Source organism: Enterococcus canis NBRC 100695 (assembly GCF_001544375.1).
GTDB classification, from domain to species: Bacteria; Bacillota; Bacilli; order Lactobacillales; family Enterococcaceae; genus Enterococcus_H; species Enterococcus_H canis.
The window spans coordinates 1-13,814 of the sequence record NZ_BCQJ01000016.1 but is presented as its reverse complement, the minus strand read 5'-3'; the positions used below and the strand labels follow the sequence as shown (position 1 = coordinate 13,814).

The 13,814-nt window shown below is 43.9% G+C and carries 11 protein-coding genes, 5 tRNA genes, 1 riboswitch and 1 other annotated feature; of the genes, 10 read left to right on the top strand and 6 right to left on the bottom strand.

All coding sequences use genetic code 11. The features are described 5' to 3' along the window. Positions 1-13: 13 nt before the first annotated feature. The 8 genes from ECA01S_RS13240 (at position 14) to ECA01S_RS13205 (ending at position 4,194) form a co-directional block, all read left to right on the top strand. Positions 14-86, top strand: a tRNA-Phe gene (locus tag ECA01S_RS13240). 5 nt (positions 87-91) lie between these two features. Beyond that, positions 92-162, top strand: a tRNA-Gly gene (locus ECA01S_RS13235). 12 nt (positions 163-174) lie between these two features. After that, a tRNA-Ile gene (locus tag ECA01S_RS13230) sits at positions 175-248 on the top strand. A 22-nt stretch (positions 249-270) separates the two neighbouring features. Next, positions 271-358, top strand: a tRNA-Ser gene (locus ECA01S_RS13225). Between the two features lie 10 nt (positions 359-368). Next, positions 369-440: transfer RNA gene (locus ECA01S_RS13220), tRNA-Glu, on the top strand. Between the two features lie 145 nt (positions 441-585). Then, positions 586-665, top strand: a riboswitch (SMK box riboswitch). Then, positions 663-1,850 carry a methionine adenosyltransferase gene (gene metK, locus ECA01S_RS13215; protein WP_067396349.1) on the top strand — a complete coding sequence of 396 codons (1,188 nt, stop codon included), beginning with the start codon at positions 663-665 and terminating at the stop codon, positions 1,848-1,850. Its footprint overlaps the riboswitch before it by 3 nt. Before the next feature lie 57 nt (positions 1,851-1,907). Then, a complete protein-coding gene (locus ECA01S_RS13210) occupies positions 1,908-3,374 on the top strand; it encodes an MDR family MFS transporter (protein WP_067396346.1) in 1,467 nt (488 codons plus the stop codon). Positions 3,375-3,408: 34 nt separating this feature from the next. Continuing rightward, positions 3,409-4,194 carry an alpha/beta hydrolase gene (locus tag ECA01S_RS13205; protein WP_067396343.1) on the top strand — a complete coding sequence of 262 codons (786 nt, stop codon included), beginning with the start codon at positions 3,409-3,411 and terminating at the stop codon, positions 4,192-4,194. Positions 4,195-4,244: 50 nt separating this feature from the next. Here the strand turns inward: ECA01S_RS13205 and mnmM are convergent, their stop codons facing one another. From mnmM to ECA01S_RS13180, 5 genes are all read right to left on the bottom strand, one after another. Next, on the bottom strand, positions 4,245-4,799 hold the full coding sequence (gene mnmM, locus ECA01S_RS13200; RefSeq protein WP_067396352.1) for a tRNA 5-(aminomethyl)-2-thiouridylate-methyltransferase MnmM: 555 nt from the start codon (positions 4,797-4,799) through the stop codon (positions 4,245-4,247). Continuing rightward, positions 4,774-5,748, bottom strand: coding sequence for a tRNA modification radical SAM protein MnmL/YtqA (gene mnmL, locus ECA01S_RS13195; RefSeq protein WP_067396340.1), 975 nt, complete (start codon positions 5,746-5,748; stop codon positions 4,774-4,776). The genes mnmM and mnmL overlap by 26 nt, the downstream gene beginning before the upstream one ends. Positions 5,749-5,756: 8 nt before the next feature. Next, positions 5,757-6,401 carry a phosphatase PAP2 family protein gene (locus ECA01S_RS13190; RefSeq protein ID WP_067396337.1) on the bottom strand — a complete coding sequence of 215 codons (645 nt, stop codon included), beginning with the start codon at positions 6,399-6,401 and terminating at the stop codon, positions 5,757-5,759. 104 nt (positions 6,402-6,505) lie between these two features. Beyond that, positions 6,506-7,510, bottom strand: coding sequence for a DUF4097 family beta strand repeat-containing protein (locus ECA01S_RS13185; protein WP_067396334.1), 1,005 nt, complete (start codon positions 7,508-7,510; stop codon positions 6,506-6,508). After that, complete coding sequence (locus tag ECA01S_RS13180; protein WP_067396332.1) at positions 7,510-8,157, bottom strand: DUF1700 domain-containing protein; 648 nt, start codon at positions 8,155-8,157, stop codon at positions 7,510-7,512. Before ECA01S_RS13180 ends, ECA01S_RS13185 begins: the two co-directional genes overlap by 1 nt. 254 nt (positions 8,158-8,411) lie before the next feature. On the opposite strand from ECA01S_RS13180, the gene ECA01S_RS13175 reads away from it, so the two are divergent. Further along, positions 8,412-9,959: a LysM peptidoglycan-binding domain-containing protein gene (locus ECA01S_RS13175; protein WP_067396329.1), complete on the top strand. Its 1,548-nt coding sequence runs from the start codon at positions 8,412-8,414 to the stop codon at positions 9,957-9,959. Between the two features lie 29 nt (positions 9,960-9,988). After that, positions 9,989-10,189: a binding site (T-box leader), on the top strand. A 49-nt stretch (positions 10,190-10,238) separates the two neighbouring features. Continuing rightward, the gene (gene leuS, locus ECA01S_RS13170; RefSeq protein ID WP_067396326.1) at positions 10,239-12,653 is read left to right on the top strand and encodes a leucine--tRNA ligase; all 2,415 of its coding nucleotides are present in this window, start codon (positions 10,239-10,241) and stop codon (positions 12,651-12,653) included. Between the two features lie 51 nt (positions 12,654-12,704). On the opposite strand, the gene ECA01S_RS13165 is transcribed toward leuS, so the two are convergent. Next, a partial coding sequence (locus ECA01S_RS13165) for a Mur ligase family protein (protein WP_067396324.1) occupies positions 12,705-13,814 on the bottom strand: 1,110 nt, incomplete at its 5' end.

The following is a 13,814-nucleotide window of genomic DNA, read 5'->3' as shown; positions in this document are numbered from 1 at the left end:
GGAACCGCTTTTTGGCTCGGTAGCTCAGTTGGTAGAGCAATGGATTGAAGCTCCATGTGTCGGCAGTTCGATTCTGTCCCGCGCCATCTTTGCGGGTGTAGTTTAGTGGTAAAACCACAGCCTTCCAAGCTGTTGTCGCGAGTTCGATTCTCGTCACCCGCTTTAAGTTTTTATGGGCCTATAGCTCAGCTGGTTAGAGCGCACGCCTGATAAGCGTGAGGTCGATGGTTCGAGTCCATTTAGGCCCATTTCATACCAATATTTGGTTATGGGGAAGTACTCAAGTGGCTGAAGAGGCGCCCCTGCTAAGGGTGTAGGTCGGGAAACCGGCGCGAGGGTTCAAATCCCTCCTTCTCCGTAGTTTTTTTGGCCCGTTGGTCAAGCGGTTAAGACACCGCCCTTTCACGGCGGTAACACGGGTTCGAATCCCGTACGGGTCATGAAGATACGTTTCGACGTATCTTTTTTTGTTGTGTAAAAGAATGATTTCATGGAAATGGCAGCTTTCATGCTGCCTTTTTTGTATAAAAAATGAAGGTTTTCAGAAAAAAGACAAGCAAATTAGTAAGAAATTTGCTATACTAGGTGCGTTGCAAGTTCCCGAGAGGATTTGTCTTTGACAAAGATGCCTTGTAACCGAATATTATTAGGGGGAATACATTATGAAGGAAAAACATTTATTTACTTCTGAATCTGTATCAGAAGGTCATCCGGATAAAGTTGCGGATCAAATTAGCGACGCTATTTTGGATGCTATTTTAGAAAAGGATCCAATGGCGCGGGTTGCTTGTGAAACTTCGGTGACAACCGGCTTGGTTCTTGTTTTTGGTGAGATTTCGACGACGGCATATGTTGACATTCAAAAGATTGTTCGTAAAACCATCAATGAAATTGGTTATACACGAGCTAAATTTGGTTTCGATGGTGATACAGTGGCTGTTTTGGTGGCTATTGATGAACAATCACCAGATATTGCTCAGGGTGTGGATGAAGCGCTGGAGATTCGCGATAAAGACGCAGCTTATGAGGAAATTGGTGCTGGAGATCAAGGGATGATGTTTGGCTTTGCAGTAGATGAAACACCAGAGCTGATGCCTTTACCGATTGCTTTAAGCCATCAATTAGTTCGTAAATTAGCTGAATTGCGTAAAGAAGGGATCTTAAGTTACCTGAGGCCGGATGCAAAATCGCAGGTTACGGTGGAGTATGATGAAGCGGGCCAACCTTTACGAATTGATACGGTAGTTATCAGTACACAGCATGATCCAGATATTAATCAGGAAACAATCGCTGCTGACGTACAAGAATTGGTAATCCAAGCCGTGATACCGGCTGATTTATTAGATGATGAAACAAAATACTTTATTAATCCAACTGGTCGCTTCGTGATCGGGGGACCTCAAGGTGATGCTGGCTTAACCGGTCGTAAGATTATTGTCGATACTTATGGTGGTTATGCTCGTCATGGTGGCGGCGCATTTTCTGGAAAAGACGCAACGAAAGTCGATCGTTCGGCTAGCTATGCTGCGCGTTATATCGCAAAGAATATTGTTGCAGCTGGCTTGGCGCGCAAATGTGAAGTTCAATTAGCGTACGCTATTGGTGTGGCACAGCCGGTTTCAATCTCAATCAATACTTTTGAAACTAGCACGGTGCCTGATACAGCACTGATTGAAGCGGTCCGTGAAAACTTTGACTTACGTCCAGCTGGGATTATTGACATGCTGGATTTACGTCGACCAATCTATCGTCAAACAGCTGCATATGGACATTTTGGTCGTACAGATATCGATCTTCCTTGGGAACGCACAGATAAAGTAGCGGGTCTGAAGGCAAGTTTGAAGGAATAAAGAGGCGGCCTCCATTAGTTATTAATGGAGGTCTTTTTTTAATGGGGAGGAAATGAAATGAAAACAAATCGACAGATCGTGACGATCAGTGTTTTTATCGCCACGTTTATGACAGCTATCGAAGGAACCATCGTTTCAACAGCTATGCCGACGATTGTCGGCTCTTTAAAAGGTATTGAAATTATGAACTGGGTCTTTGCAATCTATCTTTTAACTAATTCCATGTTGACACCTATTTATGGGAAATTGTCTGATAAAGTCGGACGCAAGCCGATTTTTATGATTGGGATTTTGATTTTTATCATTGGGTCCTCTTTATGTGGCTTGGCTAATACAATGCTGACTTTGATTTTGGCTCGGGCGATTCAAGGAATTGGTGCTGGGGCGATTATGCCAGTGGCTTTGACAATTTTGGCGGATTTATATGATTTAGACAAGCGAGCGCGGATGTTAGGTTTGAACAGCGCGGCTTGGGGCATTGCTAGTATTTTTGGTCCCTTAGCGGGTGGTTTTATCGTTGATACCGTTGGTTGGCACTGGATTTTCTTTATTAATGTACCAATTGGCATTATTTTACTTGGATTAATTGTATTTTTCTTTAACGAGGAAAAACGACTAGCCGATACGAAAAAAATGGATATTAAAGGTAGTCTGGCGCTAATGTTGGTTTTACTTAGTTTGTTGCTGGGATTCCAACTATTAGGGGACCATGGTTTTAATAGCAGTGTGGCACTATCCTTTGGCGGCTTTTTGCTGTTTTTAGGACTGTTTATCTGGTTAGAAGGACGGGCGGAAGATCCTGTAATCGATTTGTCACTTTTCAAGAATCGCGCCTTCGTTTTAGTGAATCTGATTGCTGCACTTTTAAGCGGCTTTTTAATGGGAATCGATGTTTACGTGCCAATGTGGATGCAAGGTGTTCTAGGAAAAAGCGCCGCATTGGGGGGAATCGTGTTAGCCCCTATGTCAGTTATTTGGATGGGAGGCTCCTTTTTGGCAGGGCGACTTCTGACTAAAGTGGGGATGCAGCGCTCTATCAGCTTGGGGCTACTGATTTTGATTGTAGGTGGAACTTGGCTAGTAATGTTGCCAACAGTCGTTGCTTATGGATGGTTCTTTATCATTGCTTCCGTTTTAGGCCTAGGCTTTGGCTTGGCAATCACTACGACGACGGTTACCGCGCAAAGTAGTGTCTCACCAGAGCGCCTAGGTGTGGCCACTTCTTTCAATACTTTAGTTCGGACGATTGGTCAGACGGTGATGATTTCCTTGTTTGGTGTTTTACTGAATCAAACCATGGCGGATAAATTAGCAGCAGATCCTAAGCTTGCCGGTCATGAGGAATTATTGAATCAGTTGGTAAATCCTCATACTGCTCAAGCCATTACTGCTGATTTACTAGGCCCACTGCGGAATATTCTCCATAGTGGCTTACAGACTGTCTTTTTAGTTGGGTTAGGCTTAGTCGTGGCTTCCTTTATTTTGAGTTTATTTTTGCCGAAAAAAGATAGTGCATTGTCTTAAGAATCGGTAGAATAGAAGGAAAGGAGTGAAATTCATGGCATTACTAGAAGCTTATGTTTATTCCAATGTATTGGAAATGGAAGTTTGTTTAAATGTGATCTTACCGCAAAAAACAAGTAAAAAGGTCGGAACGTCAACGACTGGTGGCTCTGCAAAACTGCCGGTCTTGTACCTACTTCATGGCATGGGGGGCAACCATAGTGTTTGGGCTAGACGAACCTCCATCGAGCGGTATGTAGCTGACTTAGGGCTAGCGGTCATTATGCCATCAACGGATTTAGGTTGGTATACAGATACGTCTTATGATATGAAATATTGGACCTTTGTTTCGCAGGAATTACCCAATATTTGTCATGAATTGTTCCCACAATTGTCTGAGCGTAAAGAGGATACCTTTGCGGCTGGTCTTTCAATGGGAGGCTACGGTGCGTTAAAATTGGGTCTGGCAACTGATCAATTTCAAGCGGTAGGGTCTCTTTCAGGCGCAGTCAATATTGGCTATCACATGCAAGAATTCGTGGCTGTACGAAAGTTAGCTTATTGGGAAGGTATTTTCGGGCCGCTGGATCAAGTAAAGGGTTCCGCTAATGATCTGTTTGCATTAGCCGCTAAAAAGCAAGCACCGCCGGCAATCTACCTGGCTTGTGGTGAACAGGATCCGTTGTTATTAGCAAATAAGGAATTAACGAAAAAACTGACGGAATGGCAAATTCCTTTTACTTTTGAAACGGCACCAGGTGGTCATGACTGGCTTTTCTGGGATCAACAGATTCAAGCCTTTTTGCAGTGGCTACAACCATTTTTACCATCAAAAAAATAAGCTTTAGACGTGAACTCCTTGAGAACCTGGAGGAGCGTCTAAAGCTTTTTTTATTTTTTCTCGATACATAGCAAAACCGGTGGCGCATTCCGTTGATTGAGAAACTGATAGGTGGCCACACTGTAGGCTTCTTGGGGTAAAGCAGCCGCAAAAGCTGTTACAGCATCTTTCTCTGCCTCGCCGCCCTTGTGACCATAATAAACCACTAGCAAAATACGTCCTCCCACTAACAAGCGTGGTAGGAGCGCGTTTAATGCCTGGATGGTTGTATTGGCTTGGGTTGTGATGGTTTTGTCGCTGCGGGGCAGGTAGCCTAGATTGAAGATAGCTAATTTGATATGGTCAGGTAAATATAAAGCAGCCTGCTGGTGGCCATCTTGGATCAAGGTGACCCGCTCCAAACAGCCGGCCTCAGTTAGCCGCAACCGCGTATTAGTAAGGGCGGCGGCTTGTATATCAAAAGCCCAGACGTGTCCTTTAGGAACAGACTGTGCTAGAAACAATGTGTCGTGGCCGTTCCCCATGGTCCCATCCACTACAAAATCAGTAGGTAGCAAGATTTCTTGTGCCAATTGATGGCTAAACTGTAAGGCGGTCAGCATGATCGGCACCTGCTCTCACATTGTATTTTCCTTGCCAGCTGTCACGTCTAAGCATTTCTTGGTCAATAGCGTTCAGGACTTCCCATTTTTTTAAGCTCCACATAGGCCCAACTAAGCTATCCCACGGGGCATCGCCAGTTAGACGGTGAATAATAATTTCAGGAGGAATCAGCTCCAATTGATCACAAATCACGGAAACATATTCGGCACGACTCATGAGCTTTAAGCGCCCCTCATGATAATCCCGCAGCATTTGCGTGTTAGTCATTAAATGCAGTAGATGCAGTTTGATTCCTTGGATATCCGAATCTTGGATCGTACGGCGGACGTTTTCCCGCATCATGTCGGAACTTTCACCAGGTAAACCATTGATTAAGTGGGCACAGACTCGAATGCCGTGAGCGCGCAAACGAGCTACCCCGTCCAAGTAGGTTTGATAGTCATGGGCGCGATTAATCGCTAGGCTTGTTTCTTCAAAGGTTGTTTGTAGACCAAGCTCCACCCAGAGATAGAGCCGCTGATTTAGTTCAGCCAAATAGGCCACGACATCCTCTGGCAGACAATCGGGTCTAGTTCCAATAGAAAGACCGACCACACCAGGTTCATTGATGACTTGTTCAAAGCGATGCCTGATGACTTCCAAAGGCGCATGGGTATTGGTGAAATTCTGAAAATAGACGATATATTGCTGAACATGGGGCCATTTTTGATGCATTGCTTGAACTTCTTTTTGAAATTGGACAGGTAACGGCTCATGAGGAGCAATAATCATATCACCTGAGCCTGAAACACTACAAAAGGTACAGCCACCGTGAGCGACCGTTCCGTCACGATTAGGGCAATCGAAGCCGCCGTCAATAGGGACTTTGAAAAGCTTGCCACCAAACTCTTGCCGCAATGCGTAGTTCCAAGAATGGTAACGTTTAGTTGGATCATCAGTATAGGGAAACATGGACTGGCCTACTTTCTAAAATGTGCAATGACGCGTTGTTTTTGATAATAAGGATACGAGAATAGCAGCCAACTGCTACCTAGCAAAAAGCCAGCTAGGACATCACTGGGAAAATGAACGCCTAAATAAATACGGCTGGTGCCAATTAAAAAAATTAGGCAGCCTAACAGAATCTGCAATGGCAAGCGCCAAGCTTTCTCTTTGATTAGACTGTTAAGTAGAAATAGTAACGTGCCATAGAAAATCATACTGCCTAGGGCGTGTCCGCTAGGAAAACTAAAGCTATGCTCCACGACTAAGTGTTCTAAGGTTGGTCGCGGACGAGCAAAGAAAAGCTTAATCAAAGGATTGATCACGCCACCTAATAAAACGGTATTTAGGCCGAGCCAGAGAGCTGCCGTTTTATGCTGATAAAACCACAGAGCCCAAACAGCAACTATGGTCAAAACAATCAAGGTAATCGGGTTAGCAAATTTAGTGATCCAGGTAAAGAAGGGCGTTGCCGTGGGAAATAACGGTCCGCGAATCCAGCTGGTCACCGTATCGTCGAATCCTCTGAGCCATTCCGGATAAAATTTTACGACATATCCTAGGAACATAAACACTAATAGCGTACAACTAGCAGCAAATTGATAATAAAGCTTCTTTTGCATGAAGACATCCTTTCTTTCAAATGAATTTATTATAGCATTGTTTACTAGAAAAAAGCAGAGCCAAAAAAGAGACGTGTTGAACAAAATGCCCAACACGTCTTCGCTTAATCTGCAGTATAACCATCTAATTGGATATCGCCTAATTTTGTTTGCAGTTCCATTTGATGCTTGGCACTGCCGTTAGTATAGCTGGTGCGATCTTCCTGGAATAATGAAACATCGCCAACCTCAGCAGCGGCTTTGATGCTAATATTCTGGACATCTTCTAAATAGCCAGTAATATCACCGTTATCCGTCGTAGCCTGTAGCTTTTCAGGGAAATCATCACCATTCAATGAAATGTTGCCTGAGCGGCTGTTGAGGGTTACGGTACCACGTCCGTCGTTCAGACTGATATCACCACTCTCTGTTTGGACATTGATGCTGCCTCTTAAGTCATTCAGATTAACCGAACCAGAAGTGCTAGTAACCGTCAATTGTTGGACAGCTAGATCACTAAGATCAACAGTACCAGCAGCACTTGTGATGGTCATTTCTTTGGCGGCAACATCGCCGTAAGCGATGACGCTACCATCTTGACTAGTAACATCAATAGTTTCGCTATTGATATTTCCTAGAGAAAAGTGCGCATTTTTATCCGCCTTGATTGCTAAATTGGAAGTTTTCATATCCCCAATATAAGAGTATTGGCCGTTGCCAAGATGAAGCGTAACATTTTTGACAGTATCGGGAATTGAGATTGTGATATCACTGTGATAGTCCATGTTAGCCAAAATTAAAAAAGGCTGGTCATTTCTTTGCCAATCTGCTTTGACGGTTACTTCCTCGCCAGTGTCATTTTTTTGTCCTTGCCAGTCCACCGATACTTTACTGGTGGTATAAGTATCACTATTTAATTTCACTTGATTGCCGCTAGTTGTCTGGACCGAGTAGCGCGCATTGCCAGCTAGGTAAAGGTCCAAATGCTCCTGCTGTTTCATAGTATATTCTTTACTGACAGAGGTTCGCATTGCCTTGTGGGCCTGCTGGTAGTAGTAGATGCTCCCAACGGCGCCGACGCCCATCATGCTGATAGCCAGTAGTAAAAATAAAATCGTCCGTTTTTTCATCAGTAGGTCCCTCCTCGTAAGATGCGTAAGTTCCAACGAGTATATTTTTTCAATAGGAACCACAGTCCACGGCTAATTGGTAGTAATAGTAAAAAGCCAATGATGCCCACGCCGCCTAAGAAGATACCTAAAAAGGCTTGAAAAAAAGCGGCCGTGTTCCAAAAGAAAAATAAGGTCCCAATGCCTAAAAATGGTGCGATAGCAGCGAAAAGAACACCCACCCAGGCGCCAATCCACATACCTAATACCCCTAAAATCATCCAAAAAACGAAGAAAAAATTTATGGCAAAAAGACCAATGATTTGCATAATATGAACGAATGTTGAAGGGGGTGGTGTTGGTTGCGGATCCTCGATATAAGGATGCGGGACAACTTCAGGGCCGTTTTGAGCCGCTTCTGGTTGGATTTCTACCCAGCCGCTGGGATTCAGTGGCTTATCCTTGATTTCTAGACCATACTCTTGGAGGATTTCCTCAGCGATTGTTCGTGGCTTACCCAATTCCTTTGCAACTTGTTCTTCTGTTTGCCCTTCGGCGGCGCCTTGATCAAAAAGCAGATCATAGTGGGCTAAAATTTGCTGCTGCTGTGCCGGCGGCAAAATCTTTAGATAGATTTTTAATTCAATCAAAAAATGTTCTTTATTCATAGGTGCCCCATCCTTACTCCTTTGATACTCTCAGTTTAGTGAAAATTCCCTCATGACACAATAGCTCATGAATAAAATCAGTCTAAAGACTTTTCGGCCTACGACCCCAGACCTACTCATGGAGAAAAATGACAAATAAATTTCGTTATGTTACAAACAGTTTAAAAATACTCGCGTTAAATTGGGATGGCTTTAAGAAAAATGAGAAAAAAGGTATACTTATCAGTAAGAAAGTATAACGAGGAGCGAAATAAATGAGTGTAAGGGTATCGCGAAAAGCAAGACGCAAAGCAGCAGCACGTCGAGAACAAGTGTATCGCTTGAAAAAGGGTACTTGTTGTGTCGGAACCGTTCTTTTGGCTTCGGCGATTACAGCACCGATCATTTTGCCGACGGTTACGGCACAGGCAGCTAGTCAAGAAGCGGGGCAAAGCAACACCACGGCCTACATCAATGAATTAGCTAAGCATGCGCAATCAGTGGCCTCTCAGAATGATTTATATGCATCGGTCATGATTGCTCAAGGGATTTTAGAAAGTGGTTGGGGTGCCAGCACGTTATCTAGTGCCCCAAATTATAATCTTTTTGGAATCAAGGGTAGTTATAACGGTCAGTGTGTATATATGCAAACGCAGGAATATCTAAATAACAAATGGGTTACGAAGAATGAAGCCTTTCGGAAATACCCATCCTATGCGGCTTCCTTTGCGGATAATGCGTATATTTTACGTACGGTATCTTTCCAAGCGGGCGTTTATTATTATGCCGGTGCTTGGAAAAGTAATACCAGCAGTTATCGGGATGCAACAGCTTGGCTGACAGGACGTTATGCAACAGATCCTGGGTATGCTGGTAAGTTGAATTATTTGATTGAAACATACAATTTGACACGTTTTGATACACCAGCCACAGGTAATGCCGGCGGTTTGGGAACTGGCACTACTGGCACTACTGGCAATACAGGGAGCAATGGTAACAGTGGCACCGGTAGTACTGGGGCAACCCAAAATGTGACCTACAAGGTCAAAGCCGGCGATAGTCTCTGGGCAATCTCACAGCGCTATGGTAGTTCTATTGCGCAAATCAAAAGCTGGAATAAATTATCTTCTGATTTAATTTACGTTGGTCAAACATTAATCGTTCAAAAAGCAGCTGATACGCCTAAAGATACCACGGTTGAATCAAATACGGCTGCTGGTAATAACACGAACAAGCCGAAACCAACGAATCAGTATTATACCGTTAAGGCGGGGGATTCAGTCTGGCTGATTGCCGATAAATATGGCATCAGTATGGATCAGTTGCGGCAATGGAACGGCATTAAAAATAATATGATCCATCCAGGTGACCGCTTAATTGTCAAAAAGGGTAGTGGCGCAACAACTTCAACGCCCTCTACCTCTAAGCCGGCGCCAACAACGCCAAGTAACAAACCAAGTACACCGAATACGAACCAAACGACGAGCAAAAATCAATACTATACCGTCAAAGCCGGCGATTCGGTGTGGCTGATTGCCGATAAATATGGCATCAGTATGGATCAATTACGTCAATGGAATGGCATTAAAAATGATTTAATCCACCCAGGCAACCGGTTGATTGTCAAAAAGGGACAAGCGGCAAACAACAGTAGTAATAGCAGTACCAGCAGTGCTACTAACAATAAGAAATATAAAGTTGTGCGTGGTGATTCGCTTTGGGGGATTGCGGAACGCTATGGGACTACGATTCAACAGCTTAAAAAGCTCAATAATCTATCTGGTGATGTGATTTATGTCGGGCAAACACTAAGAGTTGGTTGAAATTCTACGGGAAGTTTGCTAGTATAAAGCCATAAACTTCGATGAGGAATAGTAAAAGGCTCCATCCTTTTTAGAGAGCATATGGTTGGTGGAAATATGCAGGATGACTTTTGAACTCGCCTCTGAGTTCTATTGCTGAAAACTAGTAAGCAGTAGCGGCGCCGGTCGTTATCACGTTGAGGCACAGTTGTGCAAATTTAGGTGGTACCACGTTGATAAACGTCCTATGAAGCGAAGGCTTTATAGGACGTTTTTTAATTACAATCATATAGGAGGCTTATTATGTACGATCACAAAAAGGTAGAACGTAAATGGCAAAAATATTGGGCCAAACACAATACCTTTAATACCAAAGATGAATCTGGTAAACCAAAATTTTATGCACTGGACATGTTCCCTTATCCATCAGGTCAAGGCTTACACGTTGGCCATCCAGAAGGCTACACTGCGACCGATATTCTTTCACGGTTAAAACGAGCACAAGGTTATAATGTCTTACATCCAATGGGCTGGGATGCTTTTGGACTGCCGGCGGAACAATATGCGTTAGATACTGGTAATGATCCAGCTGAATTCACGCAGAAGAATATCGAAACTTTCAAACGCCAAATCAATTCATTAGGTTTTAGCTATGACTGGAATCGGGAAATCAATACGACAGATCCTGAATATTATAAATGGACGCAATGGATCTTTACTAAGCTTTACGAAAAAGGCCTAGCCTATGAAGCGGAGGTCCCAGTCAACTGGGTACCTGAATTAGGGACAGTGATTGCCAATGAAGAAGTAATCGACGGCAAGAGCGAACGGGGCGGCTATGACGTAATTCGCAAACCCATGCGTCAATGGATGCTGAAAATCACCGCCTATGCTGACCGCTTGCTGGATGATTTGGAATTAGTTGACTGGCCAGAAAGCATTAAAGAGATGCAGCGCAATTGGATTGGTCGTTCAGTGGGAGCAAATGTGACCTTTAAAGTTGCCGGTTCCGATCACGACTTTACCGTCTTTACGACGCGTCCAGATACTTTGTTTGGTGCAACTTACGCTGTTTTGGCACCAGAGTTGCCGTTGGTGCAAGAAATCGTTACGCCAGAACAACGGGAAGCGGTATTAGCATACATTGAAGAGGCTGAGCGCAAATCGGATTTAAATCGGACAGACCTGGCCAAAGAAAAAACTGGTGTCTTTACGGGGGCTTACGCCATTAATCCGGCAAATGGTGCCGAAATTCCAATCTGGATCGCTGATTATGTGTTAGCAAGCTATGGAACGGGTGCAATCATGGCCGTACCAGCCCATGATGAACGAGATTATGCTTTTGCTAAGACCTTTAATATTGATATTATTCCCGTATTAGCTGGTGGCAATATCGAAAATGAAGCCTTCACTGGCGACGGCGTGCATATCAATTCTGGCTTTTTAGACGGTTTGAATAAAGAAGAAGCGATTGAAAAAATGAATGCCTGGCTAGAAGCGGAAGGCGTCGGTAAAAAAGAGATCAGCTATCGCTTGCGCGACTGGCTCTTCTCACGGCAACGCTATTGGGGCGAACCGATTCCCGTTATTCATTGGGAAGATGGTACAACCTCAACAGTGCCATTATCAGAATTACCCCTCCGTTTACCTAAAACCACAGATATCAAGCCAAGTGGTACTGGTGAGTCACCATTAGCGAATATTAGCGAATGGGTCAATGTCGTTGATCCTGAAACTGGGAAAAAAGGGCGCCGTGAAACAAATACCATGCCACAATGGGCCGGTAGTTCTTGGTATTATCTACGTTACATCGACCCACACAATAAGAATGAGTTAGCAGACATGGAAAAATTAAAACGTTGGCTACCAGTGGATATTTATATTGGTGGGGCAGAACACGCGGTACTGCACTTGCTGTATGTTCGTTTCTGGCACAAATTCCTTTATGACATTGGCGTGGTACCAACAAAAGAACCTTTCCAAAAGCTGTATAACCAAGGAATGATTCTAGGCGAAAATAATGAAAAAATGTCGAAATCACGCGGTAACGTAGTGAATCCCGACGATGTTGTCGCAAAATATGGTGCGGATACTTTACGTCTATATGAAATGTTTATGGGACCATTGGATGCGTCGATTGCTTGGAGCGAAAATGGCTTAGAGGGTAGTCGGAAATTCCTAGATCGGGTTTGGCGTTTATTGGTGGATGACGAGGATAAGATGCGGGACCGGATCACCACCGTTAATGATGGTAAACTGACAAAAATCTATCACCAAACCGTGAAAAAAGTAACGGAAGATTATGAACAACTCCACTTTAATACGGCTATCTCTCAATTGATGGTCTTTATCAATGAAGCTTACAAAGTGGATGTGTTGCCATATGAATATGTGGAAGGCTTCGTACAAATGCTGGCTCCAATCGCCCCTCACATGAGTGAAGAATTATGGGCTATTTTAGGCAATGACGAAGGCATTTCATATGTGCCATGGCCGGTCTATGATGAAGCTGAACTGGTGGAAGATGAAATCGAGGTTGTTTTCCAAGTTAACGGCAAAGTTCGTAATAAAGTTCAAGTTGCTCGTGATCTAGGGAAAGATGAGCTGGAAAAATTAGCATTGGCCGATGAACATGTCCAAAGCTTTATTGCAGATAAGACTGTTCGTAAAGTAATCGCGATTCCTAACAAACTAGTAAATATCGTGGCAAACTAGCCATAATGAAAAAAATCTCAGCAAGGCGCAAGGCTTTGCTGAGATTTTTTGTTATGACTGTAAATTGACCCATTCTTTCGCGATATTTAAATCGCCGGCGTAAGGCACATCAACGCCATTGATTTTTTGATAAGGATCAGCGCCTTTACCTGCTAAGATCACCGTGTCGTTAGCGGTGGCTTGATTAAGGGCATATTGAATTGCTTTTGTTCGATCAAGGAGCGTAACAACCTCAATAGAGCTGGTGATAGCGGCTTGAATCTGCGCCGTGATTTCAGCAGGATCCTCAATATCAGGGTCATCCGTTGTTAAAATAGCAAAATCAGCATACTCACTTAATGCCTTGCCGAAATCTTGCCGCCGGGAAACGGCTTTACTGCCAGTGCTTCCAATCACCACCAGCAGGCGACCATTAGGATGCTCACTGCGGGCAAATTGTAACAGGCTGACTAGACTTAAATAATTGTGTGCATAATCGACATAGACGGTAGCGCCATTCGGTAAGGCTAATTGCTCCATACGCCCAGGAATCGTGACTTTCGCCAAGCCGGTTTGTGCAGCCAACCGTTCGGCACCAGCACAAGCGGTGGCTAAGAGGGCAGCTAAGGCATTCCCTTTATTAAAATCACCGGCTAATTGAATTTGGTAGTCTCCTGCAACGTGGAGCGGATCGTGTAGGCTTTTGACGGTGAAGCTTAATGAATCGTCAGCCGACGGGATGTAACGGTAGTCGGCATTAGCAGCTTGGCTCCCGTAAGTAAAAACAGGGACTTCTTGCTGATCAGCTAAGGCTTGCAACAAGTCAAAATAATCACTTTCGCGGTTCAAAATTAAAGTCTCACTATTTAGCAATAACTGCCGTTTGCAATAGAAATAATCATCGAAAGTCGGGTGCTCAATGGGACTGATATGGTCCGGCGAAATATTGAGAAAAATTCCCACATCAAAGGTTAAACCATAGACTCGCTGCGTTTTATAGGCTTGTGAAGAGACTTCCATAATCAAATGAGTCATGCCGTTAGCCACGGCTTGGGCCATCATCTCATAAAGCTCCAGTGATTCCGGCGTAGTTAAGGCTGATTTAAAATAGTCGACACCATTCAAGGTCGTGTTCATGGTGGAAAACAAGGCGGTTTTTTGTTGGGTTGTCTCATCTAGAAT

What these genes read in the sequence shown, in the direction of transcription:
- metK (WP_067396349.1), top strand. Translation starts at nt 663, where the DNA reads ATGAAGGAAAAACATTTATTTACTTCTGAATCTGTATCAGAAGGTCAT.
- ECA01S_RS13210 (WP_067396346.1), top strand. Translation starts at nt 1,908, where the DNA reads ATGAAAACAAATCGACAGATCGTGACGATCAGTGTTTTTATCGCCACG.
- ECA01S_RS13205 (WP_067396343.1), top strand. Translation starts at nt 3,409, where the DNA reads ATGGCATTACTAGAAGCTTATGTTTATTCCAATGTATTGGAAATGGAA.
- mnmL (WP_067396340.1), bottom strand. Translation starts at nt 5,748, where the DNA reads ATGTTTCCCTATACTGATGATCCAACTAAACGTTACCATTCTTGGAAC.
- ECA01S_RS13190 (WP_067396337.1), bottom strand. Translation starts at nt 6,401, where the DNA reads ATGCAAAAGAAGCTTTATTATCAATTTGCTGCTAGTTGTACGCTATTA.
- ECA01S_RS13185 (WP_067396334.1), bottom strand. Translation starts at nt 7,510, where the DNA reads ATGAAAAAACGGACGATTTTATTTTTACTACTGGCTATCAGCATGATG.
- ECA01S_RS13180 (WP_067396332.1), bottom strand. Translation starts at nt 8,157, where the DNA reads ATGAATAAAGAACATTTTTTGATTGAATTAAAAATCTATCTAAAGATT.
- ECA01S_RS13175 (WP_067396329.1), top strand. Translation starts at nt 8,412, where the DNA reads ATGAGTGTAAGGGTATCGCGAAAAGCAAGACGCAAAGCAGCAGCACGT.